The organism is Actibacterium sp. 188UL27-1, from assembly GCF_016901225.1.
GTDB lineage: Bacteria > Pseudomonadota > Alphaproteobacteria > Rhodobacterales > Rhodobacteraceae > 188UL27-1.
In genome coordinates this window covers 140,441-162,393 of the sequence record NZ_JAFEUL010000003.1, presented here as the reverse complement: position 1 = coordinate 162,393, position 21,953 = coordinate 140,441, and the positions used below count along the sequence as shown (strand labels likewise).

The 21,953-nt window shown below is 59.5% G+C and carries 23 protein-coding genes; 9 read left to right on the top strand and 14 right to left on the bottom strand.

What is annotated here, in order from left to right; all coding sequences use genetic code 11:
• Nucleotides 1–26 precede the first annotated feature (26 nt).
• Both IU397_RS06095 and IU397_RS06090 read left to right on the top strand, forming a co-directional pair.
• Entirely contained in the window at nt 27–1,496 is a 1,470-nt protein-coding gene (locus tag IU397_RS06095; protein WP_204411809.1) for a tetratricopeptide repeat-containing sulfotransferase family protein, read from the top strand.
• Between the two features lie 3 nt (nt 1,497–1,499).
• Nucleotides 1,500–2,150 (top strand): YggS family pyridoxal phosphate-dependent enzyme, encoded by a 651-nt coding sequence (locus tag IU397_RS06090; RefSeq protein WP_204411807.1) that lies wholly within the window; start codon nt 1,500–1,502, stop codon nt 2,148–2,150.
• 29 nt (nt 2,151–2,179) lie between these two features.
• Here the strand turns inward: IU397_RS06090 and IU397_RS06085 are convergent, their stop codons facing one another.
• Nucleotides 2,180–2,674 (bottom strand): L,D-transpeptidase, encoded by a 495-nt coding sequence (locus tag IU397_RS06085; RefSeq protein ID WP_204411806.1) that lies wholly within the window; start codon nt 2,672–2,674, stop codon nt 2,180–2,182.
• On the bottom strand, nt 2,671–3,726 hold the full coding sequence (ribA, locus tag IU397_RS06080) for a GTP cyclohydrolase II (RefSeq protein ID WP_239479650.1): 1,056 nt from the start codon (nt 3,724–3,726) through the stop codon (nt 2,671–2,673). Before ribA ends, IU397_RS06085 begins: the two co-directional genes overlap by 4 nt.
• Before the next feature lie 173 nt (nt 3,727–3,899).
• Between ribA and IU397_RS06075 the strand changes: the two genes are divergently transcribed.
• Nucleotides 3,900–4,586 (top strand): response regulator transcription factor, encoded by a 687-nt coding sequence (locus IU397_RS06075; RefSeq protein ID WP_204411802.1) that lies wholly within the window; start codon nt 3,900–3,902, stop codon nt 4,584–4,586.
• Between the two features lie 480 nt (nt 4,587–5,066).
• Complete coding sequence (locus tag IU397_RS06070; RefSeq protein WP_204411800.1) at nt 5,067–5,405, top strand: DUF2794 domain-containing protein; 339 nt, start codon at nt 5,067–5,069, stop codon at nt 5,403–5,405.
• A gap of 152 nt (nt 5,406–5,557) precedes the next feature.
• On the opposite strand, the gene IU397_RS06065 is transcribed toward IU397_RS06070, so the two are convergent.
• From IU397_RS06065 to IU397_RS06055, 3 genes are all read right to left on the bottom strand, one after another.
• Complete coding sequence (locus IU397_RS06065) at nt 5,558–6,394, bottom strand: NlpC/P60 family protein (RefSeq protein ID WP_204411798.1); 837 nt, start codon at nt 6,392–6,394, stop codon at nt 5,558–5,560.
• Complete coding sequence (locus IU397_RS06060; protein WP_204411796.1) at nt 6,391–7,770, bottom strand: M17 family metallopeptidase; 1,380 nt, start codon at nt 7,768–7,770, stop codon at nt 6,391–6,393. The genes IU397_RS06065 and IU397_RS06060 overlap by 4 nt, the downstream gene beginning before the upstream one ends.
• 102 nt (nt 7,771–7,872) lie before the next feature.
• Nucleotides 7,873–8,250 (bottom strand): hypothetical protein, encoded by a 378-nt coding sequence (locus IU397_RS06055; protein ID WP_204411794.1) that lies wholly within the window; start codon nt 8,248–8,250, stop codon nt 7,873–7,875.
• Between the two features lie 421 nt (nt 8,251–8,671).
• On the opposite strand from IU397_RS06055, the gene IU397_RS23820 reads away from it, so the two are divergent.
• On the top strand, nt 8,672–8,803 hold the full coding sequence (locus IU397_RS23820) for a hypothetical protein (protein ID WP_370541616.1): 132 nt from the start codon (nt 8,672–8,674) through the stop codon (nt 8,801–8,803).
• Here the strand turns inward: IU397_RS23820 and IU397_RS06045 are convergent.
• The 5 genes from IU397_RS06045 to IU397_RS06025 all read right to left on the bottom strand — a co-directional run bounded on the left by IU397_RS06045 (nt 8,800) and on the right by IU397_RS06025 (nt 15,159).
• On the bottom strand, nt 8,800–10,440 hold the full coding sequence (locus IU397_RS06045) for a mucoidy inhibitor MuiA family protein (RefSeq protein WP_204411791.1): 1,641 nt from the start codon (nt 10,438–10,440) through the stop codon (nt 8,800–8,802). The two genes, IU397_RS23820 and IU397_RS06045, sit on opposite strands and share 4 nt — an antisense overlap.
• A 95-nt stretch (nt 10,441–10,535) precedes the next feature.
• Complete coding sequence (locus tag IU397_RS06040) at nt 10,536–11,558, bottom strand: aspartate-semialdehyde dehydrogenase (RefSeq protein WP_204411789.1); 1,023 nt, start codon at nt 11,556–11,558, stop codon at nt 10,536–10,538.
• A gap of 60 nt (nt 11,559–11,618) precedes the next feature.
• A complete protein-coding gene (locus IU397_RS06035) occupies nt 11,619–12,725 on the bottom strand; it encodes an HlyD family secretion protein (protein ID WP_204411787.1) in 1,107 nt (368 codons plus the stop codon).
• A 13-nt stretch (nt 12,726–12,738) separates the two neighbouring features.
• The gene (locus tag IU397_RS06030; protein ID WP_204411785.1) at nt 12,739–14,442 is read right to left on the bottom strand and encodes a type I secretion system permease/ATPase; all 1,704 of its coding nucleotides are present in this window, start codon (nt 14,440–14,442) and stop codon (nt 12,739–12,741) included.
• A gap of 105 nt (nt 14,443–14,547) precedes the next feature.
• Nucleotides 14,548–15,159, bottom strand: a complete 612-nt coding sequence (locus IU397_RS06025; protein WP_204411783.1) for a COG3650 family protein — start codon at nt 15,157–15,159, stop codon at nt 14,548–14,550.
• 201 nt (nt 15,160–15,360) lie between these two features.
• Here IU397_RS06025 and cysQ point away from each other — a divergent pair, with 201 nt between their 5' ends.
• The 4 genes from cysQ to galE all read left to right on the top strand — a co-directional run bounded on the left by cysQ (nt 15,361) and on the right by galE (nt 19,193).
• A complete protein-coding gene (gene cysQ, locus IU397_RS06020; protein WP_204411781.1) occupies nt 15,361–16,158 on the top strand; it encodes a 3'(2'),5'-bisphosphate nucleotidase CysQ in 798 nt (265 codons plus the stop codon).
• A complete protein-coding gene (locus IU397_RS06015; protein WP_204411779.1) occupies nt 16,158–16,958 on the top strand; it encodes a 3-deoxy-manno-octulosonate cytidylyltransferase in 801 nt (266 codons plus the stop codon). Before cysQ ends, IU397_RS06015 begins: the two co-directional genes overlap by 1 nt.
• Before the next feature lie 350 nt (nt 16,959–17,308).
• Nucleotides 17,309–18,199, top strand: coding sequence for a UTP--glucose-1-phosphate uridylyltransferase GalU (galU, locus tag IU397_RS06010; protein WP_204411777.1), 891 nt, complete (start codon nt 17,309–17,311; stop codon nt 18,197–18,199).
• Nucleotides 18,200–18,209: 10 nt separating this feature from the next.
• Nucleotides 18,210–19,193 carry a UDP-glucose 4-epimerase GalE gene (gene galE / locus IU397_RS06005; protein WP_204411775.1) on the top strand — a complete coding sequence of 328 codons (984 nt, stop codon included), beginning with the start codon at nt 18,210–18,212 and terminating at the stop codon, nt 19,191–19,193.
• A gap of 178 nt (nt 19,194–19,371) precedes the next feature.
• On the opposite strand, the gene IU397_RS06000 is transcribed toward galE, so the two are convergent.
• The 4 genes from IU397_RS06000 to IU397_RS05985 all read right to left on the bottom strand — a co-directional run bounded on the left by IU397_RS06000 (nt 19,372) and on the right by IU397_RS05985 (nt 21,951).
• Nucleotides 19,372–19,836, bottom strand: a complete 465-nt coding sequence (locus tag IU397_RS06000) for a PTS sugar transporter subunit IIA (RefSeq protein WP_204411773.1) — start codon at nt 19,834–19,836, stop codon at nt 19,372–19,374.
• A gap of 42 nt (nt 19,837–19,878) precedes the next feature.
• A complete protein-coding gene (hpf, locus tag IU397_RS05995) occupies nt 19,879–20,454 on the bottom strand; it encodes a ribosome hibernation-promoting factor, HPF/YfiA family (protein ID WP_204411771.1) in 576 nt (191 codons plus the stop codon).
• A 241-nt stretch (nt 20,455–20,695) separates the two neighbouring features.
• Nucleotides 20,696–21,457 carry an LPS export ABC transporter ATP-binding protein gene (lptB, locus tag IU397_RS05990; RefSeq protein WP_204411769.1) on the bottom strand — a complete coding sequence of 254 codons (762 nt, stop codon included), beginning with the start codon at nt 21,455–21,457 and terminating at the stop codon, nt 20,696–20,698.
• On the bottom strand, nt 21,454–21,951 hold the full coding sequence (locus IU397_RS05985) for an LptA/OstA family protein (protein ID WP_204411767.1): 498 nt from the start codon (nt 21,949–21,951) through the stop codon (nt 21,454–21,456). The genes lptB and IU397_RS05985 overlap by 4 nt, the downstream gene beginning before the upstream one ends.
• Nucleotides 21,952–21,953: the final 2 nt, after the last annotated feature.

Sequence of the window (21,953 nt, the reverse complement as noted above, 5' to 3'; positions counted from 1 at the left end):
AGAGCGGGACTGAGGGGGAGTACGCTATGCTGTCGATGACCAAAGATCAGATGAAGGCGTTGTTCAACCAAGCCGGCGCTTTGCAAAAGGCCGGCAGGTTGCACGAGGCCCGCGCCGCTTATCAAAAGCTTCTGATGGCGCAGCCCGGCCACCCTGCCATACAGTTTCAGCTTGGCCAGATTGCCGCCCGTATGGGCAACTGGGAGGATGCTGTTGCGTCCCTCACAAAGGCCGCGCAGGGAAACCCCAACGAACCGGCCATTCTGACGGTGCTGGCCCATGCCCTGATAGAGACCGGTGATATCGCATCGGCGACAACCACCTATGACGCGTTGATCAAGCTGAACCCCAAGGCCATCAAGCCCAGAGCCGACAAAGCGCTTCTGCTGCAACGGGCCGGTGAATTCCCCAAAGCTGAGGCGGAGTTTCGCAAGGCGCTGAAACTGGCCCCAAAGGAGGGGGAACTATACCGCACCTTCCTGGCGACCAAGAAGCTTGCCAAGGGTGATCCGCTGATCGGCTCCATGAAAAGGGCCTGGGCGGACAAAACCGTACAGGGACGCAGCCGATCACATTTGGGATTTGCATTGGCCAAGGTGATGGAAGAAACGGGTCAAACCGATCAGGTGTTCCGGTTTCTTGATCCCGCGAATAGAGCCATGGCCGACCTGCACCCGTTCGATCCAACGGCGCGAGAGGCTGAGATTGATGCCCTGATCACAGCGTTTGAAGGCTTTGACTTTGCCTGGGCTCCGACAGAACCTCATCCGGACATCACCCCGATCTTTGTCTCGGGGCTTCCACGATCCGGCACCACCCTGGTGGAACAGATCATTGCCAGCCATCCCGACGTCATCGGTGGCGGTGAAATGGGGCATGGCTTGCGAGCCGCATACGGTCTGCTGGGAGATCCTGCCAAGGGTCTGAAACGACTGACAGATCTGACATTGCAAGATCTGCATATGCTTGGTGCGCAGTATCTTGAAGCGGTGGCCAAAACCACCGTGCCACAGGGACATGTCACAGATAAATCCATTCAGACCCATCTGATCATCGGCGTGTTGAAGCAGGCCTTGCCCGGTGCGCGGTTCATCATCGTGACACGAGACCCACGCGATATTGCGTTGTCGATTTACAAGAACGTTTTTGCCCCGGGGCGGCACCGTTATGCCTATGACCTGACGCATATCGCGGCCTATATCCGCAGTTACGACCGCATGATGGCATTCTGGCGAGAGGCCATGCCCGATGATTTGGTCGAAATTGCCTATGAGGATCTCGTCGCAGATCCAGAGACCAAAACCAGAGAGTTGATCGCGGCGGCGGGTCTGGATTGGCACGAGGCCTGCCTGAACTTCCACGAAAATCCCCGGACCGTGAAAACCCTGAGCGTGCATCAGGTGCGTCAGCCGATCTATCGGTCGTCCCGACAGGCATGGCGGCGCTATGAGACGGAGCTACAGCCGTTCATCCAGGCCTACGGAATAGAGGAGTAACCGATGTCATTATCCGCAATCCAAGGCCGCATCGCCAAGGCAGAGGAGAAAGCCGGGCGCGCCGGACAGACCACCCTGATCGCCGTGTCAAAGGTTCAACCGAATGATCGGGTGAAGGCGGTTTTGGATGAAGGTCATCGGATATACGGGGAAAACAAGGTTCAGGAAGCGGCCGGAAAATGGCCCGATTTCCAGGCGCAATATTCGGATATCGATCTGCATCTCATTGGTCCGCTTCAGACCAACAAAGCCCGGCAAGCGATGGAACTGTTTGATGTGATCCACTCGGTTGATCGCCCCAAACTGGCCAAGACCCTGGCACGTTTGGCCCAGGAAACCGGCGCCTGCCCGGATCTGTTCATTCAGGTCAATACGGGCGAGGAGGCGCAGAAAGCGGGCATTTTGCCCGGTGAAGCCGATGCCTTTGTCGGGGAATGCCAGTCCATGGAACTGCCCGTAAAAGGCTTGATGTGCCTGCCCCCGGTTGATGAAGAGGCCAGCCTGCATTTTGCATTACTGGCCAAGATTGCCGCGCGCAACGGTCTGTCAGGGTTGAGCATGGGGATGAGCGGGGATTTTGAAAAGGCCACCGCCTTGGGTGCCACGCATATCCGCGTGGGTTCTGCGATCTTTGGCGAACGCGACTACGGTTAGAGCCAAATCCAGTGCGGGTATTTGACTGGTTAGGAGATGATCACCCTTGTCTCGTACCCGATCCGCCGCACGATCCAAGCCAGGTGATCCGGACGAAAGGCAATACAACCCTCTGTCGGATGGCGCGGCTTGCGCCAAGCATGCAGAAAGATGGCGGAGCCGCGGCCGCGGCGCCCTTCGGGCCAGTTCCAGTCGGTCAGCAGAACCATGTCATACAACGGATCGGCACGGCGCAACTGTTCATGACTGAACCGATGGGGTGTACGCACCATCAGATTGTAATCGGGATCACGCGGATCGTCAGACCATAGATCGCCGGGGCGGATCGCTACAGCCCAATCCGTGGGCCGAGCCACCCGGTCCGGTCGGTACAAAAGCCCGACAATGCGATGGGCTCCGCACGGTGTGGCGCCGTCGCCTTCGCGCTTGTCCCTGGTCAGACCACCCTTTCCGATCGCCGCCGGAAAGTGTCGCCCGCGGAACCGCACCCCCCAGCGACCCACGACCAGATCGGTTGACCTCATCGCATGTGACCCGATTTGGCGGCTTTGGTCGCCAGATAGGCCCGGTTTTCTTCGGTCTCACCCACATGAAGCGGCACCCGTTCGGTCACGCGGATCCCCTGTGCCTCCATCATTGCGATCTTGGCCGGGTTGTTTGTCATCAACCGAAGCTGATCGAACCCCAGACGGGACAAAAGCTTTGCCCCGATCCGAAAATCCCGTTCGTCATCTTCAAAGCCCAGACGGTGATTGGCCTCAACTGTATCAAATCCCTGATCCTGCAGGGCATAGGCGCGCATCTTGTTGGCAAGCCCGATCCCGCGCCCCTCCTGGTTCAGGTATAACAAGATGCCGCTGCCTTCACCCCCCATGGCGGCTAGGGCTGCACGCAATTGTGGGCCGCAATCGCATTTCAAGCTGCCCAGCAGATCACCCGTCAAACACGCGGAATGCAGGCGCGCCAGAACAGGCGTGTCGCGGGCCGGGCGGCCGATCTCGACCGCGTAGTGCTCTTCTCCACCGTCATCGGGGCGAAAGACGTGAAGCCGCCCCTCCTTTGCCACCGTCATTGGCAGTTTGGCCCAGATCACGTCAGTGTATTGCGCCGCCACGATCTGATCCGACATGTCCAACACAACCAGATCTGGCGGAGGCGTCGCGACCGACGTGACCAACAGCGCCGGGAGCAACCGCGCCTCTTTCGCCAGGGCCAGGCCCATGGCGTGCAAATCGGCTGTTCCGGTTCTTTGGCTGGCAAACGGGCCTTTCATCGGCGCCATCAAATCGGTCGCCGGATCAGCCACGGCCTGAACCCAGCGCAAATCAGCATCTGCTGGCATCAGCAACCGGGCCAGGTTGCCGTCGTAGGCGCGGGCCTTCAGCGTCTCCGCCCGGCGGCGCGTGATCACCAAAACAGGCTCTCCCAATCCCTGCAACGCTGTCATCCGGTCAGCAGATAGCGTTTCGGCGGCGGCGGCCACGATCATGGCCTCATCCTGTTTCAAGACAACGGGCACGCCCATACGAAAATCAGAGCGCGCCCGGGCGCGGTGTTCAGAGGGTGTCAAAGACAGGGTCATATGAAGGCCAAGCTGTAACGAATACGGAAACATCTAGCTGGTATATGTTGGAATATGAAACAAAACCGCCCTCTGCGACACGAGGCCGTGAGACGTTTGCAGCATATCTTGCCGAACGCGCCGGATATGCGCAGATGTGATCCAGACAACGGAGGAGTTGACCGGTTATGGCGAACCTAAAGAAAATCCTGCTCGTCGATGATGACGACGATCTGCGCGAGGCGCTGAGTGAGCAGTTGGTCATGACCGAAGACTTCGATGTGTTTGAAGGCGGCAATGGCGCCGAGGCGATGGAGAAGGTCAAGGCCGGGATCTACGATCTGGTCATCCTTGACGTCGGATTGCCTGACACGGATGGACGCGAGTTGTGCCGCCTGATGCGCAAACAAGGGGTCAAATGCCCAGTACTGATGCTGACTGGCCATGATAGCGACTCCGATACGATCCTGGGGCTGGATGCCGGCGCCAACGACTATGTCACCAAGCCGTTTAAATTTCCCGTCCTGCTCGCGCGGATTCGCGCCCAATTGCGGCAGCACGAACAGTCCGAAGATGCTGTCTTCCAACTGGGCCCTTACACATTCAAGCCCGCGATGAAGATGCTGGTCGACGATACGGATCGCAAGATCCGCCTGACTGAGAAAGAAACCAATATTCTCAAGTTCTTGTACCGCGCGTCAGAGGGCGTCGTGGCCCGCGATGTGTTGCTGCACGAGGTTTGGGGGTACAATGCTGGGGTAACGACCCACACATTGGAGACACATATTTACCGTCTTCGTCAAAAAATAGAACCAGATCCGTCCAATGCCCGCCTTCTTGTAACCGAATCCGGCGGTTATAGATTAGTGGCATAGGGTAGTAAGATACCCGAAAGGTTCCCCTGGCCACATCGGGGTTATGATGTGGCACCTCCCTGTTGGACTGGCCCGGGCTTCGTGCCCGGGTCTTTTTTTGCCAGTCAATCTGCCGATAGTCGCCGATCAACTGCACATTGTATAATGGGTGTACGTCAACTCATGGCGTCAGGACATGCCAGATTTGTGACTTCTCTGTTTCCTAAAAGCTTCCCTTAACGTCAACGTCATCGCGCCATACGAAGCGGTCTTTGTACCACCGCAAAACGTCAGATTTGAAGGAAGGGTGTAGGTCCGGTGCTGCGGTCAAGGTGGGGGCAATGATACCGCAGCACCGGATGAGTTTTCACTCTCTACAGTTTGTGTATCGCACCCGCTCTTGGCATCCGCCTGACGAAACGCAGACGTTTTCAGGGCAATTGCGGTGCCAGAATGGGGCGTGGGTTGATTTTGCCCCGTCACGGCCACACACTCAGGCCTATGACGGCTCCAACACCTTTTCCGATCCGCCCCGCAGATGAGCGAGTCGCTTTTCACCGCACCGAACTCAGCCAGATCCTTGCCCTTTATGGGCGCATGGTTGCAGCTGGCGAATGGCGGGATTACGGGATTTCATGCCTGCGCGATGTCTCAGTCTTTTCCATTTTCCGCCGAACGGCGGAACATCCGCTCTACCGGATAGAGAAGCGCCCGAAATTGCGGAGTAAACAGGGGCTTTACGCGGTGATCGGGATGGAAGGGCAGGTCCTCAAACGGGGTCATGACCTAAAGACGGTTCTGCGGGTCCTGGAACGCAAACTGATCCGCTCCGTCGATTGAACGAAGAAACCGGACAACAGGCACGTCGCTCGCAACCGCGTGCGGGCGAAACAGATCCTCCTATGCACCGGTAGACGCGCGCGCCCCCTCAAGTCAGATCCGATATGGCCTCAACACCGCCAAACCTAAAATGTCATGCGCCAGATAATTCGTCAGACGCCATGATCGAGGCGCTTTTGCGCCAGAACCGGCCCTTCGCCTTGCGTTTCGATACGCGAGATCGCCTCTGCCAGTGGCTCATAGGCCACGGCCATGTGATGCGCATTGGCATGGATCAGCGTCTCTGCATCGACGGCAATTGCCACATGCCCTTTGAAAAAGAACAGATCGCCCCGCTTCACATCACCGCCCGCAACATCACGCCCCAGCGCCGCCATCTGCAGATCGCTGTCGCCCGGGCAATCCACACCGCATGCGATCAGCCCAGCCTGGACCAAGCCGGAACAATCGATGCCAGTATTGCTGTTGCCGCCCCACAGATAGGGCACGCCAAAATGCATCTGCGCCACCGTCACGAAATCGGCTAACGGCGCGTTCAGGGGTCGGATATGCGGTTTGGGCACGAAATACCCGGCATCCGTCTCGAAATATGCGCCGGAGGCTGAGACGATGCGCAACCGTGCCCCAAAACCCAGCCCCATCACTTCAGGACATTTCAACTCAGGTTGGGGATATAAATGCGTGGCCAGCACACTCACGCGGTGGGTCGGCACGACGCTCTCGCCCAACATATCCTGCAGAACATATCCGACATACCCGTCCTTGCCTGCCTGAACGAATGCCATCCCATCTGTCACCTCAAAAACGGTGACCGCCTCCCCATAAAGCAACTGCCGGTCCCGCGCGCCCCCGGGTGCCGCCAAAAGATCGGCCACCGGGACAGTGACGGTCATCGCTGTCCCATCCGTGAATGTCACATCCTGCACCAGACCCTTTAATGCGGTTGCCGCGACCCGGGCATTGGCGGGGGTCAATCTGCGATCGGTCATAGGCCCAATACCTGCGGGAGCGCGTCAAGTACGGCCCGCGTGCCTTGCCCCACGCCCCCTTTCGGCCGGGCGGGGGCGGCGACCGGTTGCCAACCATACATATCGAAATGGATGTATCGCCGTTCTGCACTCACAAAGCGGCGCAGGAAAAGCGCGGCGGTGATCGAGCCGGCAAATCCACCTTTCGGTGCATTATCCAGATCGGCAATCCCGGGCTCGATCATCGCCTCATAGGGATCCCAGAACGGCAACCGCCACACAGGATCCGCCACCGCGGTGCCCGCCTGGGCCAAGGCCGCCGCAACCATTTCATCATCGGTGTAGAACGGAGCAAGGTCTGGCCCAACCGCGACACGCGCCGCGCCGGTCAACGTCGCCATTGAGATCAGAAGATCTGGCGCCTCCTCATCGGCCAGGCTGAGCGCGTCGGCCAGGACAAGTCGCCCCTCCGCATCGGTATTATTCACTTCAACGGTCAATCCCTTGCGCGATGTCAGGATGTCCTGCGGGCGAAATGCATTGCTTGAAACGCTGTTTTCAACCGCAGGGATCAGCACTCGCAATCGCAGCGGCAGATCCAGCGCCATGATCATCTGGGTCAATCCCAGAACCGCCGCCGCGCCGCCCATATCCTTCTTCATCAGACCCATGGAACTGCCGGGTTTGAGGTTCAATCCTCCTGTATCAAAGCACACGCCTTTGCCGACCAGTGTCAGGGACGGCCCATCACTACCCCATCGCATGTCGATCAGCCGCGGAGGCTGGGCCGCCGCGCGACCCACGGCGTGGATCATCGGCAGGTTCGCCTCCAATAGCGCGGCACCCTCTGTCACGGTACAGCTAGCGTCGAACCGGTCGGCCAGATCAGCGGCAGCCCGCGCCAGATCCGCCGGTCCCATATCTGCAGCGGGCGTGTTGATCAGATCGCGGGTCAGCGCCTCACCATTGGCGATTGTCGCCAACCTGTCCCCATCGATCCCGTTCGGAACCTGCAATGTGGCGCTGTTCGAGGGTTGCGATTTGTACCGATCAAACCGGTAACCGGTCAAAAGCCAACCCAGCGCAAAGGCATCGCGCTCATGGTCCGGCAGTTCGGTCACCAAACGGTAGGTTCCCTTGGGCAATCGTGCCGCCGCATCAGCGCCATTGAACCGGCCCCGCCGCCGGGTCGCCGTTGACCCATAGCCCACAAATGCCTGCGCTCCACCGCTATCGGGCGCCAACATCACCTGACCCAACGCACCCGAAAAACCCAGCTGCTCCAGCCAATCCCGGGTCTGGCCTTCATGGGCCGCGCACCAATCTGTCCAGTCGCTCTCGGACAAGACATGCAGCGGGATCGCATCCGCATCACCTGGTGCAAAGGAAAGGGTCATGGGTGGGCCTCCTGGTATGATGCCCGCACCCTAGCCTGCCCTGCGGCTGCTGCAAGGCGGCAAACCGGATCGAACGCAGCCTGCCCAGATCACGCCAATGGCCTAAACCGTCATGTCCTGCATATCCCAGATCGCTGTCAGCGACCGGTCACCGATCCGCTGCAGCCGGGCCAGTGTGGCCCCCAACGCCGGGTCGTCACCGCGTCCTGCACATCGCGACACATCAAGCGCCACGCGAGCTAGGGTCATCATCCCGATCTGCTCCGCAATGCCGACAAGGGACCGGGCCACCTTGCCCAACCGGTCAATATCCCCCTCCGCCAGCAATCGGGGCAGATCATGCAGGCGTATGGCCAGTTCCTCCATCGCGCGACACACGACTGTCTCCGCACCGGCTTCCCCAAGCTGATAGTACAAAGTCCCCAGCTTGTCGGGATCCAGTCGAACAGTCTCGTCCAACGGCAGTCTTGCTGTATTCATTGTCTTATCCACCACATCATTTCGCCGCCCCCACGGCTCGCCTGTGTGTTTGACACGGCCCCTTAAAGAAAATCTTGCAGCAGCACGCGATTGTTCGTCGAATTCAATGCAATTCCTGCGTATCCCAGCCCGCAATTGGAAAGACCCTGCCTGCTTACACGTACTCGCCCCCTGCCCGATTTTCTGGTCGACTGATACCATGGCTGGCACGCGACCACCTATGCAGAGAACAAGAACTGGCACAAAAGACTGGCCGAAGACGGGCAGCGGCCCCGTGTGATGGTCATCGTGTGCTGCGATAGCCTGTAAATCGTAACACAGTTTTCGGTCCCCCGGCTATGACCCCGTCGCCGACATTGAAGACCCGGGACGAACGATCTGCGCATTGAAGCGCCAGGCCGTCTAGGTTGCGCTCAGGAACATGTCGGACCTTCCCTTTGTCAGGACCGCTATGGGGGATGAACGCCTGTCCTTGCATGCGCTTTTTTTCGATATCGGCGAAGGGCGCCTGGCGGAATGGTCAGACGCCGATCAAGCCTTTACCGCAGTTTAGGGCTGCCAAGCCAGACCCTGCCCCAAGGGCCAGGTCAGCGTCACATCCAACCGAATGATCTGTTCCTGTCCGGGTTCCAGCGTCAGATCCCAGGCTGCGATACCGCGATCCTGTTCGAAATCTCGCAGATCCGGTCCGGGATTGGCACGGACGCGGATATCCAAATCCTCCTGCTCAGAAAACGGCATGGCATATAGGGTTTGAACGGTCTGCGGCTCGGACATCAGGTTTTTGATCTTGAATTCCAAGGACTGCTCGCGAATGTCCGAACGGCTGACCAGACCGCGATCACCGGTGTCGTTCTGCAACAGTTTCCAGTCCAGGCGAATGCCTTCCATTTTACCAAAGGCCAGTTCGGCCTCGTCGCCCGCGGCAACGTAATCGATATGGCTCTGGGCAAGTCGCACCCCATCGCGAAACAAGGTTGCCTGCCCCGCCAGGATGGGTTCGACCGTGTCATTAACGAACGCGACCATCAAAAAGGCCGTCTCGTCAAAGCGTGGGATGGCGCGAATGGTCTCATCCACGGTAAATTCCAGCTGATCGAGGGTGAGCACCAGGTTCCCGGCGCCCGAGGACAATGACACTGGCTGCGGGTAATCATAGCTGATCGACACGCCATCGGTCGCAATGGTCGGGCCCGTCGCGACATCGGCTTCCTCCATGGCCATCTGTTCCAACGGATCCGCCTCGCGCGACAGGGATGCCGCGGGTGACGGCGCACTCAACCGTTTTGCCCCGGCATTGTTCCCGATCTCGGCCTTGTTCGGCCACAGCTTGGTCGGATCAACCTGCCCTAACGGATCGCCGGTGGACAGGCGTACCACCACATCGCTCCACGGTAGCCCGGTATCCTGCCGGATCGCAGCCTTGCGGTGAATATCGACCGAGGGCGCATCCCCCCGCGCCAGGAAAATATCGTAAACAGGCTGCCATCCGGCAGCGAAGGTAAAGCTTTCTAACTCCACGGTCGCGGGCCCGGCGGCGGTCACATCGACATTGACCGCAATCAGATCGACCGGCGTGTCGGCAGGGGTAAGCCGGTCGAAATCCAACTGTGCTTGATCCCGGGCCTTGGTCGCATCCTCGGCGGCCTCCAGCAAGGGGCGCAAGGCAAGCTGCGCCTCCGTCTGTCGGCGTTCCAGATCCTGCCGTTGGGTTCCGATCAGCTGTAGTGTGCTCAGCAATGTTTCGGCATCCAGCGCCTCGACCTGCGCGGCGGACGCGGTACCAAGAAATGCAATCTGTGCCTCGATCGCGGTAAGGCCGGCCCGCGCCTGGGAAACTTCACCCTCGGCCGAAATCAGTGTCTCCTGCGCCGCCGTCAATGTGGCCAGCGCCTCTGCCTGTTGGGGCAGATAGGCGGTTTCGGCATCGGCGACCGCCCGGGGTTGGAGGGCGACATTGCCAATGGCGACGCCATCAGACACCGTGATCTTGGGCAGCGCATAGGACATCAGGCCACGGCTGGCGGGGATCAGGATACGGTGGCGGCCTTCGGGCAAGTCGACCGTCGCCTGCTGGGTGACCACGGCACCGGCGCCGTACAGCGTCGCGGTGGTAACCGGGGCAATGGCGGTGAAGTCATCGGCGAGGGCAGGGCTGACGCTGAACGCCAGCACAAGGATAGAACGCATGAAAAGGCTCCGATCAATGAATGAGCGGAGCCTCTCTCAGTTCACGGGGATTGTCCATTCAGGCCTTTGGGGTTGGGCCCAAATATCGCGTCGTCTCAGCCTTGTTGCAGGATCCGGTTCCCGTATAACTCCGCGATCTGCACCGCGTTCAGCGCCGCACCCTTGCGCAGATTGTCACTAACGCACCACAGGTTCAGACCGTTATCCAGCGTGCTGTCCTGACGAATCCGGCTGATATAGGTGGCAAACTCACCAACCGATTCCAGCGGCGTGATATAGCCACCATCCTCGCGCTTGTCGACGACCATGATACCGGGCGCCTCCCGCAGGATGTCGCGGGCCTCGTCCTCGTCCAGGAAATCCTCAAACTCGATATTGACGGCCTCCGAATGGCCGACAAACACCGGAACGCGCACACAGGTCGCCGTGACCTTGATCTTGGGATCGATGATCTTTTTCGTCTCGGCCACCATCTTCCACTCTTCCTTGGTAGTGCCGTCCTCTAAGAAAACGTCGATATGCGGGATCACGTTGAACGCGATCTGCTTGGTGAATTTCGACGGATCGATCTCTTGCCCCGGGACATAGACGCCTTTGGTCTGATCCCACAACTCATCGATGCCCTCTTTTCCAGCGCCCGAGACGGATTGGTAGGTCGACACAACGACCCGCTTGATCCGCGCCCGGTCATGGAGCGGTTTCAGCGCCACGACCATCTGCGCGGTGGAGCAATTGGGATTGGCAATGATGTTCTTATTGCGTGCCTGGTCGATCATATCTGGGTTCACCTCCGGCACGATCAGCGGCACCGCCGGATCATAGCGGTAGAGGGAGCTGTTATCGATCACCATGCAACCTGCCTTGGCAGCACGCGGGCCATAGATCTTGGTCGCGTCCGATCCGATGGCGAACAGGGCGATATCCCAACCCTCGAAATCGAATGTCTCCAGGTCTTTTGTCGTCAGCGTCGTCTCGCCAAAGCTCACATCCGTACCCAGGGATTTACGGCTGGCCAAAGCCACAATCTCGTCCACGGGGAACTGGCGCTCGGCCAGGATGTTCAGCATTTCGCGGCCCACATTACCGGTGGCGCCGCACACGACGACTTTATAGCCCATGACGGGTCTCTCCTTTGTAAGCTCGCGCGCTTTAGCCGAAAGGGCGACAAGGCGAAAGGGTTATTCGGGCCGAGCCTGTGCCAGGGTCGGCGCGGCGAGATCGCGCAAAAGCCGGGTCACATCGGTTGTCACGACGATCCGCACCGTGGTGCCGGCAGGCAATCGCGTTTCGGGGGCGCGCAAGGCAACGGTAACTGCATGCTTCATGTCGGTCGTCGGGCCAACAGACCTGATGTACCCGGCCAACGGTGTTTGCTGATCATCGTGGCGAATTTCAACGTCTTGGCCAACATCGATTTCGGCCGCTTGTCGCGCGGGAAGGGCGAAGCGCACCACCGGTTCGGCGCCTTTGGGCAACAGTTCCGCAAGCGTAGCATCCGCGGCAACGACAGCACCCTCTGCGATGCCATCCGCCCAACGGACAAATCCGGCAACCGGGGCCGCAACGGTCAGCGCATCAAGCTGGCGGGTGGTCGTTTCAAGCTGTGCCGCCAAATCGCGCTGCAGGGGATCGAGGTCGGCAATCTCCGCCTCTATTGCCTGTCGGAAATCCGTCCCGATCTGCTGACGCCGGGCTTCGGTTTCGGTCAGTTCCTGCTCCAACTCCGCGATGATTTCGGGATCCGGCGATGCAGCGGCTTCGGTTTCCGCCGTCGCCAACTGGTTGCGCAAGTAGGCGATCTGTTCATCCAGCTGTTTCGTGCGGGCCGCGCGGGTCTGCGCCCGCGTGCGAAATAAGGCCGCCTGACGCTCAAACAGGTCTGCAATCGCGGCGGATGATCCGATGTTGTTCTGCAGCGCGGTCAGGTCAAAGCTCTCCTCCCCGGCCAGTTCGGCCCTGAGCCGTGCCAGGCGGACAGTCGCAGCATGCCACCGATCCTCGTTGAGCTTATGGGCCGCGGCCAAGGCGGTATCATCGAATTCCAGCAGGATCTGATTGACCTCCGCCCAGTCGCCATCTGCCGTCTTGATCCGGTCCACGATCCCGCCAACGGGGTGCGAAATGAGAACGGCAGGTGCGCCGAGTTCCAACCGCCCCTCAAATGCCAGGAGAGAGATACGGGGGTTTTGATACAGCAACACGATCAGGCCCGTGGCGAACAGGACAATCGCAGCGAGGCAGGTCCAAAAGGGGGCTGCGTAGTTTCGTTTTGCGCGGTCCAGCATGGGCGCAGACCTTTCAAGCGCTGCGGGTGATCCGCCGCAGAATATCAGATTTTTCCCCCTGATCGACTATAGCACCGTCATCCAGCATCAAAATTCGGTTGATGCCAGCCACGGCGGTCGGGTTATGAGCGGTCACCACGATCGTGGCGCCACGCGCGCTCAGGGTTGCGATTGCGGCGGCCAGGGCCGTTTGACCGTCTGCATCCAGATGTGTTTGCGGCTCATCCAGCACGATCAGACGGGGGTTTTGATACATCGCCCGGGCCAGGGCGACACGCTGCGTCTGGCCACCGGTCAACGGGCTGACGATGGGATCAATCTCCGTTGCGAAACCTTCGGGAAGCGCGGTGACGACGTCCAACACCCCGGCCAGTTCCGCCGCCTCGGTCAAGGCGCGTTCATTGGGATCCGGGTCAAACCGGGTGATGTTCTGGGCAATCGTGCCTGGCAAAAGCCGTACATCCTGCGGCACATATCCGATATGGCGGCCGCGTTTTTCTGGGCTCCACTCCTGCACGGTATGGCTGTCCAGGCGCACGGCTCCACGATCCGGCAGTTGAAGGCCCACCAGGATGCGCGCCAAGGTGGATTTGCCAGCGGCACTCGGCCCCACGATCCCCAACGCTTCCCCCGGCTCAAGGGTAAAGGAGATGTCAGATAGAATGATGCGGCCCGGTGCGCCCGACAGGCTTCGGGGGGCAAATGCCGTAATGTGTTCCACGGCCAACGCACCGCTGGGCGCTGGCAGATCCTCTTTCAGGACCCGCGGCTCCACATCGCGCGACAGGTAGAACATCAGCCGTTGCCGGGCCAGCCGCGCACGCTTCAACAGCGGCCACCCTTGCGCGATCCGGTCCAGCGGCCCGAGAGAGAGCCAGGTCAGCACCGTCGCAGCGGCCAGACCTCCCACGGACAGGCGCTCCTCCAGCAACAGCGCCATACCCCACAGCAGCACAAGGCCCGTGACCAGCACCCGGATCAAGGTGCACACCATCGCAAAAAGTTGCGCGCGGTCCCATCCGGTCTGCAAACCCGCGACGGACCGGTTGCGCAATTTGTACCAACTGGTGGTGACCTGCCCCAACATGCCCATGGCCAGAACAGCATCGGCGCCGTTCAGGCTGCGTTCCGCAAAGCGGCGTTCTTGAATGTCATCCTGCGCCGCGCGGGTCTGGGCAAAACCGGTACTCAGATCGCTGAACAGCACCATCAGCACCACCATCAGCGCCGCCCCCGCTACCAGGGCGCCAAGATGCCAATGCAGTAGCGCCACCACGACCCCATAGAACGGCATCCAGCTCACATCAAAGACGGCCAGCATGGTCGGCGTGGTCAGAAAATCCCGTAATATGCCCACATCATGCATGGGTTTGTATCCGGACCGGTCCCCGGATTGGCTGCGCAGCATCCAACTGCGATAACTGAGCGGCGAAAGCTCCGCATCAAGCCAGGCCGCCAGACGGCTCAGCACCCGGTTACGTGAAAACGCGATCAAGCCCGCCAGAAACGCAACCGCACCCACCAACACCGACAGGATGGTCAGAACCGACCCTATGCCGCTGCTCAACACGCGATCAAAAATCTGCACCAGAAAGAGCAATCCGATCAGCAAAACCACATGGAACAGCATCGACAGCACGGCCGCAAACCAGAAACCCCGTCGCACGGGGCGCAGGCGGGCGCGCAAGGCGCCATGTTTTCCGGCGGATCGTGGCATTGCTGGTGGGTCCTTTCGATAAGCTGCCTTCTCTTTTGGAAGTCATGCCACCATGTCAAGAACATATCGCTAACGTGGCCCAAGACCTTGCGGCAGAACGTAAATTCATCGCCCCTGCAAGGTGCAGCAGCCTGCCAGATGTGTTGGGCCATCCGTTGGCGTCGCAGCCCGGTGGATCATCAGATCAATGCCCCAGCCATACATCCGGTCCGACATGCCATCGGAGCATTGCCGGGGGCGAATGATGGCCGACATCGCGTAGTCGATGCCATCCAGGTCGAAGGCTGCGACGCCTGACACATCGGGCAGGCGCGACTGTGCGCGAACCACGTTCATTGTGATCCGGGGCGTGTCCACTCCTTCGTACCGCGCATCCGGCGCGTCGATCGTCAGGTTCCAGAACGGCTCCGCGCCGAAACAGCCCAGGGGGGCGGCACTTGTATCGGCAGTCAGAAACTTGGCTGCGACCCAGCCATTGCGCTCCCCCAGTCCCACCTTGGCCCATCGTCCCGTCTCGTTATATCCAACAACCTCGATCCCGCGCGCGTCAAACGGATAGGCCGACAGGATGGGGGAGCGTACGGTCGGCTCTTCGCGGATGTTGAGAACATCATTGCTGGCCACGCCGCTGACACGAAAGAGGCCCGGGACCACGGGTTCGGCCCAGACAGGCAGTGCCAAAAACACCGCCATGATTACACAAATCACCGATTTCATCCCGCGCCCTTCAACCAACCACACGTCCGGCACGAAGCTTAACATCTTCCGGTCGAGCAGGTGGTCAAAATGTTTGCAAACCCGACGAACCACTGCCGATGGGGGGTATACATTACCTCTCTGACCTTGCCGAACGGATCACCGCACCCCATAAGGGCACCGAAATTCTGAGCACGATCAGAAAGATTGCGGAGAACCGACTTGGATTTTGAAAAACTAACATCCGTCCTGCGGCGCCTGTCCCTGGATGCCGGCGACCGGATCATGGAAATCTACAATTCCGATGATTTCGAAGTGCGCGCAAAATCCGATGACAGCCCGGTCACCGCGGCGGATGAAGTGGCCGATGCCCTCATCTCCGCCGGCTTGGCGGAGGCATTTCCGAATGTGCTGGTCGTGACCGAGGAACAGGCCGCCTCCCATACCGCGACAGCGGATGAATTTTTGATCGTCGACCCCCTCGACGGAACAAAGGAATTTGTCCAACGGCGCGGCGATTTTACGGTCAACATCGCCTATGTGGTCAATGGTGTGCCGGTGCGCGGTGTTGTCTATGCCCCGGCCAAGAAACGGTTGTTCTACACCTTGGCTGACGGCCAATCCGTTGAAGAAACGGGCGATTTCGAACGGGACATGGTGGGCCCGATCCAACCCATGATCGTGTCGGAACCCGATAACGCGGCGCTTATGGTCGTCGCCTCCAAATCCCACCGTGACCAGGCGACCGATGACTATATCGCCAAATACGACGTCAAGGACATGACCAGCGCGGGCTCGTCGTTGAAATTCTGCCTCGTCGCGACAGGCGAGGCCGATTTGTACCCCCGCCTTGGCCGTACCATGGAATGGGACACCGCGGCAGGGGACGCGGTTCTGCGCGGCGCGGGGGGAGAGATGATCCGCTATGATGATCACACCCCGTTCACCTATGGCAAGGCAGGGTACGAAAACCCGTTTTTCATCGCCTATGCCCCCGGGGTCGACCTGCACCCGGCCTGATGTCAGTCCTGATCGTCATTCCGGCGCGCTTTGCATCCAGCCGCTATCCGGGCAAACCCCTGGTGGCGCTGCGCGGGGCGAGCGGTCTCACCAAAAGCCTGATCCAGCGCAGCTGGGAGGCCGCGTGCCAGGTGACGGGCGACACACACATCGTGATCGCCACCGATGATGACCGGATCGCGGCGGCATCCCGCGCATTCGGGGCAGAGGTGATCATGACCTCTGACCAATGGCACAACGGAACCGAACGCTGTGCAGAGGCTGACCACCTGCTGAAGGGCGACCACGACTGCGTGGTGAACCTTCAAGGCGATGCACCTTTGACACCCCCTTGGTTTATCGAAGATCTGGTGGCAGGTCTGCGCGCCGCACCCCAGGCCAGCCTGGCAACCCCCGTCTTGCGCTGTGATGGTCAGATGCTGGCTGACCTCAAGGCCGACCGCCAGGCCGGTCGCGTTGGTGGGACAACGGCGGTTTTTGATCAACAGGGCCATGCGCTGTACTTCTCGAAAGAGGTCATTCCCTTCACAACACACCCCTATCCCGCCGGTGATCCAAGCCCGGTCTTTCACCATGTCGGCGTCTATGCCTACAGGCCCGCCGCCTTGGCCGATTACGCGACATGGCCCCCCGGGGTGATCGAACAATTGGAAGGTTTGGAACAGCTGCGGTTTCTGGAACAGGGCCACATGGTCAAATGCGTCGAAGTTGATGCGAGAGGGCGTTCCTTCTGGGAACTTAACAACCCCGAAGACGTTCCCAGGTTAGAGGCCATGATGGCCGATATGGGAATGGAATGATCCGCACATGGCACCCCCGTCACCGCCCGACCATAGTAAATGTCATTGCAGCACCGGTGGTATTCAGTGCAGACAGGCGGATATTCGAGCGGGTTTTACGCCGAATGGTCGATTTTCGCGTATTATCGCGGCTGCTATCGATTCGGGCTGGAGTCAGCATCACCGCGACATTATCGCGGTCGTTGCTCCACAAAGACGCCCAATCTGATGGCATATGATTTGAAAGGAGACTTTGGTCCGACCGACTAAAAAAAACCGCGAGCACTTCGCACAGTATTCAAAATTGTAAAGCAGTTATCAGTTATCAGGGCCGTCCGTAGACCGACGGCGAAGAAAGGGCACATCACGTCATGGCGAAAGTTACCAAAGCCGTATTTCCCGTAGCAGGCATGGGGACACGTTTCCTCCCGGCCACGAAATCTATCCCGAAAGAAATTATGACACTGGTTGACCGGCCATTGATCCAATACGCGATCGATGAAGCCCGGGCCGCCGGTATCAAGGAGTTCATCTTTGTCACCTCGCGCGGGAAAAGCGCGCTTGAGGATTACTTTGACGTCTCACCCGAACTGGAGCGGACGCTCGAAGCCAAGGGCAAGACTAGCTTGCTTGAAACGCTGCAAAACACCAACATGGATAGCGGCGCCATCGCCTATATCCGCCAGCACAAGGCCTTGGGCCTGGGTCATGCAGTCTGGTGCGCCCGCCGTCTGATCGGTGAGGAACCCTTTGCCGTCATCCTGCCCGACGATGTGATCGCAGGCGAAACCGCATGTCTGCAGCAGATGGTCGAGGCATATGACGAAACGGGTGGCTGCATGGTCGCCGCCATGGAAGTCCCGCCTGAAAAGGCATCGGCCTATGGTCTGCTCGACGTCAAAGAAGATCACGGATCCATGGTGTCGATCAAAGGGATGGTCGAAAAGCCCAAACCCGAAGATGCGCCATCCAACCTGGCCGTGATCGGGCGCTATATCCTGACGCCCAGCGTGCTAGAGAACCTGCACAGCATGAAAACCGGCGCCGGTGGTGAGATCCAGTTGACCGACGCGATCGCACAGGAACTGACCGATGGCAAAGACGTCTATGGTTACCGGTTCCGGGGTCAGCGGTTCGATTGCGGTTCCAAGGCCGGTTTCCTGCAGGCCACCGTCGCATTCGGTCTGGCACGCGACGATCTGCGAGACGAATTCTCGGACTACCTGACAGAGATGGCCGCGCTTCAGCAGGCTGCAGAGTAAACCTGCACCCATGGAACGCGTACTTGTGACCGGCGGCGCCGGCTATATCGGTTCGAATGCCTGCAAGGCATTGGCCCAGGCCGGGTATGAACCGGTCACCTTTGACAATCTGACCACCGGCTGGGCCGATGCCGTAAAGTTCGGCCCACTGGTGCAGGGGGATCTGGCAGATCGCGCCGCCCTCGACACGGCATTTGCCGATTATCAACCAGTGGCCGTGATGCATTTCGCAGCGCTCAGCCAGGTTGGTGAATCCATGAAGGATCCCGGGCTTTACTGGCGCGCCAATGTGTTGGGCGCCCTCAACCTGATCGAGGCGTCGGTGGCGGCTGGGTGCCTCGATTTCGTGTTTTCCTCGACCTGCGCCACTTACGGCGATCAGGACGGCGTTGTTCTGGATGAAAACAGCCCGCAGATGCCGATCAACGCCTATGGCTCGTCCAAACGCGCGATTGAAGAGATGCTGATCCAGTTCGGCGCCTCCACCGGTCTGCGCCATGTCATTTTCCGCTATTTCAACGTGGCGGGGGCTGACCCCGATGGTGAAATTGGCGAACAGCACGAGCCCGAGACCCATCTGATCCCCCTGATGCTGGACGCGATTGAGGGGAAGCGGCCGGAACTCACGATATTCGGCACGGATTATGATACGCCTGACGGCACCTGCATCCGCGACTACGTGCATGTGACCGATCTGGTCGATGCCCATGTACTCGGCCTCAACTGGCTGAAAGAGGGCAAGCCCAACCGCGTCTTCAATCTGGGCACGGGTCAGGGTTTTTCCGTGCGTGAGGTCATTACCCAAAGCGGGACCATAACCAACAAGCAAGTGCCCTATAGCGAAGGCGACAGGCGGCCTGGTGACGCCGTGCGCCTCGTGTCAGGCAGCACACGGGCCGAAACAGAGCTTGGCTGGCGTCCTGCGCGATCGAATATGAAAGACATGGTCGCCGATGCGTGGCGGTGGCACCAGGCGCCCCCCTACGCTAAGTGATCCGCGCTGTTGCCGCTGTCGGCCGCCCCTCCAGGTGGGTCGACAACGCCAGTGACAGTGGCATGAACGCGCGGCTCAAACGCCCAAAACCCTGTGCATAGACCTGTGAATGTCTCCGCACCCGGCGGTCCATGCGTCACCAATATGGTGACCGCGCACCACACCGCATTGTGCCTTGTCAGGCTGCTTTGATGGCCGGCGCCTCGGTCAGTATGGCATGCAAGGTGGAGGCGCTGTTATTCGACCGCAGCTTACCACAAATGGCCGGATCCCGCATCGTACGCGACACCAGCGCAAGCGCCTTCAAATGGTCCACGCCAGAATTCTCCGGTGCGAACAGCGCGAAAACCAGATCCACGGGGCGCCGGTCAACCGCATCAAATTCCAGTGTTTTTTCCAATCGGACAAAAACGCCAGCGATATGATCCAGGTCGGTGACCCGTGCATGGGGCAATGCGATCCCCAGGCCCACCCCCGTCGGACCCAGGCTTTCACGCTCTTGCAGCGCCTCGACCGTCTTTTTTGGGCAGATGTCGTAAACCCCGCCGCCGATCTCAGCCAGTTCCTGAAAAAGGCGCTTCTTACTGCTGGCCGCCGATATGAATTTGACAGCGTCCGGTTTCAAGATTGATGCGAGTTCCATGACTAGCCTCTGCTCTCGCCGCCTGTTGAAAAAGCGGTCTGTTCATGTGCTGGATACCGGATCGATCCACCCGATATTCCCGTCTTCGCGGCGATAAACAACGTTCACACCATTGTGGCCTTCATGTCGAAAGACCAGAATGGGCGACCCCGCCAGTTCCATCTGCATAACCGCTTCGCCGACCGAAAGCGCCGGTATCTTTGTCTCCATCTCGGCTATTATCATCGGCTGCAGGCTATCGGGCTCATCCGTTTCACCAACCTGCTCTGAGGCGAGGATATACGAGGAGCCCGCAAATAATTCAACAGGCTCCTTACGTTCCCTATGGTGATCTTTCAGGCGGCGCTTGTACCGGCGCAGCTGCTTATCCATTTTCTCGCGGCATCCATCAAATGCAGCGTAGATTTCGATCGCATGCGCCTTGGCCTGCGCCGTTAACCCGGTGGAAAGATGGACCGTCGCCTCACACACATATTCATGCGCATTGCGGGAAAATACGACCCCAACATCTGTCGGGCGCCCGGCATATTTGCCCATCAGATCGTTCAGCTCATCCATGACATGACTCTGCAAAGCCTCGCCAACATCGATTTGTTGTCCACTGATCTGATAGCGCATAACACCTCCTGAAGGGTTCAGCATGTTTATAAATTCCGGCTAAATTTTGCCTGAATCATGCACACGGGATTGGGTTTGGGGGCCGTCGTTCCAGCATTCCTGCCGCGCCTGGGCACTGCCAATCCCAGGAATGTCACAAGATGAGAGGGAAGATTTTCCAAGCATCTTCGGTATTTGGCGACAGTTTAAGCGGCTCTGTCAACCGCACATTGGTTAAGACGCCATGATAGTCGGCCGCGCCCTAGCTGATCCGAAAGCTTTGACCCAGATAGACACGGCGCACGTTCTCGTCCCGCACCACCTCCTCGGCAGTGCCGCTCATCAACACCCGCCCGTCATGCAGAATGTAGGCGCGGTCCACGATCTCCAGTGTTTCGCGCACGTTGTGATCGGTGATCAGAACGCCGATTCCCCGGTCCCGCAAATCCGTGACCAAGCTGCGGATATCCCCGACCGAGATCGGATCGACCCCGGCAAAAGGTTCATCCAGCAGCAGGTATTTCGGATCGGCCGCCAGGCAGCGCGCAATCTCAACGCGCCGCCGTTCCCCGCCTGACAGTGAAACCGCAGGCGCGCGGCGCAAGTGTTCTATGTGAAACTCCGATAGCAGGTCTTCCAGCCGCTCCCGGCGTTTCAGGCGATCCTTCTCGGCAATCTCAAGAATCGCACGAATGTTGTCCTCAACACTCATCCCGCGGAAAATCGACATCTCCTGGGGCAGGTAACCGATGCCCAGCTTAGCGCGCCGATACATCGGCAGCACCGTCACCTCGCGCCCGTCGATTTCAACGCGCCCGCTTTCCGGAGTGACCAGACCGGCAATCGCATAGAAACAAGTGGTTTTGCCGGATCCGTTCGGGCCCAACAGCGCAACGACCTCACCCTTGGCCAGCTCCAGGCTGACATCGCGAATGACTGGTCGCTTGCGATAGCTTTTGCGCAATTGGGTAACGCGCAGTCCGCCTTGACCTTCCGCAACCGAAAGCTTGGGGCGCCGGGTCATTCATCCGCACCCGATTGCAGGATCACACGGACCCCACCGGTCATCACGCCGTTGCCATCGTCCAGGCTGATATCCAGCCGCTGCGCAGATAGCGCGTTCCGCCCTTGGGTCAGGATCACATCACCGGTCATGACGATCGTGCCGCTATCGATTGTATAAACCGCGTCCTGCGCCTCGGCCACTTCCTCGCCGCTGACCAGGGTCACGTCACCTTTCGCATGCAGGCGTTCGATCTCGCCACTGCCATTGTCGCCGTCGGCATAGTTCACATCGACCGTGTTGGCCGATAACCGCATCTCGCCTTGACCGATCTTGACGTTCCCCTTGAACACCGCCGCCCCGCTGGCCTGGTCAATTTCAAGGCTGTCGGCGGCAATCTCCACCGGAAGGGAGCTGTCATGTTGCAACCCGCCAAAGGCGACAGTGGCACCTTGCGCAGACACAGAAACGGGAAGCAGACCCAAAAGGCCTGCAAAAAGCAATTGGCGCAGCATAA

Excerpts from the sequence above, each read along its gene's own strand:
- IU397_RS06095 (WP_204411809.1), top strand. The coding sequence starts at position 27 with ATGCTGTCGATGACCAAAGATCAGATGAAGGCGTTGTTCAACCAAGCC.
- IU397_RS06090 (WP_204411807.1), top strand. The coding sequence starts at position 1,500 with ATGTCATTATCCGCAATCCAAGGCCGCATCGCCAAGGCAGAGGAGAAA.
- IU397_RS06085 (WP_204411806.1), bottom strand. The coding sequence starts at position 2,674 with ATGAGGTCAACCGATCTGGTCGTGGGTCGCTGGGGGGTGCGGTTCCGC.
- IU397_RS06075 (WP_204411802.1), top strand. The coding sequence starts at position 3,900 with ATGGCGAACCTAAAGAAAATCCTGCTCGTCGATGATGACGACGATCTG.
- IU397_RS06070 (WP_204411800.1), top strand. The coding sequence starts at position 5,067 with ATGACGGCTCCAACACCTTTTCCGATCCGCCCCGCAGATGAGCGAGTC.
- IU397_RS06065 (WP_204411798.1), bottom strand. The coding sequence starts at position 6,394 with ATGACCGATCGCAGATTGACCCCCGCCAATGCCCGGGTCGCGGCAACC.
- IU397_RS06060 (WP_204411796.1), bottom strand. The coding sequence starts at position 7,770 with ATGACCCTTTCCTTTGCACCAGGTGATGCGGATGCGATCCCGCTGCAT.
- IU397_RS06055 (WP_204411794.1), bottom strand. The coding sequence starts at position 8,250 with ATGAATACAGCAAGACTGCCGTTGGACGAGACTGTTCGACTGGATCCC.
- IU397_RS23820 (WP_370541616.1), top strand. The coding sequence starts at position 8,672 with ATGTCGGACCTTCCCTTTGTCAGGACCGCTATGGGGGATGAACGCCTG.
- IU397_RS06045 (WP_204411791.1), bottom strand. The coding sequence starts at position 10,440 with ATGCGTTCTATCCTTGTGCTGGCGTTCAGCGTCAGCCCTGCCCTCGCC.
- IU397_RS06040 (WP_204411789.1), bottom strand. The coding sequence starts at position 11,558 with ATGGGCTATAAAGTCGTCGTGTGCGGCGCCACCGGTAATGTGGGCCGC.
- IU397_RS06035 (WP_204411787.1), bottom strand. The coding sequence starts at position 12,725 with ATGCTGGACCGCGCAAAACGAAACTACGCAGCCCCCTTTTGGACCTGC.
- IU397_RS06030 (WP_204411785.1), bottom strand. The coding sequence starts at position 14,442 with ATGCCACGATCCGCCGGAAAACATGGCGCCTTGCGCGCCCGCCTGCGC.
- IU397_RS06025 (WP_204411783.1), bottom strand. The coding sequence starts at position 15,159 with ATGAAATCGGTGATTTGTGTAATCATGGCGGTGTTTTTGGCACTGCCT.
- IU397_RS06015 (WP_204411779.1), top strand. The coding sequence starts at position 16,158 with ATGTCAGTCCTGATCGTCATTCCGGCGCGCTTTGCATCCAGCCGCTAT.
- galU (WP_204411777.1), top strand. The coding sequence starts at position 17,309 with ATGGCGAAAGTTACCAAAGCCGTATTTCCCGTAGCAGGCATGGGGACA.
- galE (WP_204411775.1), top strand. The coding sequence starts at position 18,210 with ATGGAACGCGTACTTGTGACCGGCGGCGCCGGCTATATCGGTTCGAAT.
- IU397_RS06000 (WP_204411773.1), bottom strand. The coding sequence starts at position 19,836 with ATGGAACTCGCATCAATCTTGAAACCGGACGCTGTCAAATTCATATCG.
- hpf (WP_204411771.1), bottom strand. The coding sequence starts at position 20,454 with ATGCGCTATCAGATCAGTGGACAACAAATCGATGTTGGCGAGGCTTTG.
- lptB (WP_204411769.1), bottom strand. The coding sequence starts at position 21,457 with ATGACCCGGCGCCCCAAGCTTTCGGTTGCGGAAGGTCAAGGCGGACTG.
- IU397_RS05985 (WP_204411767.1), bottom strand. The coding sequence starts at position 21,951 with ATGCTGCGCCAATTGCTTTTTGCAGGCCTTTTGGGTCTGCTTCCCGTT.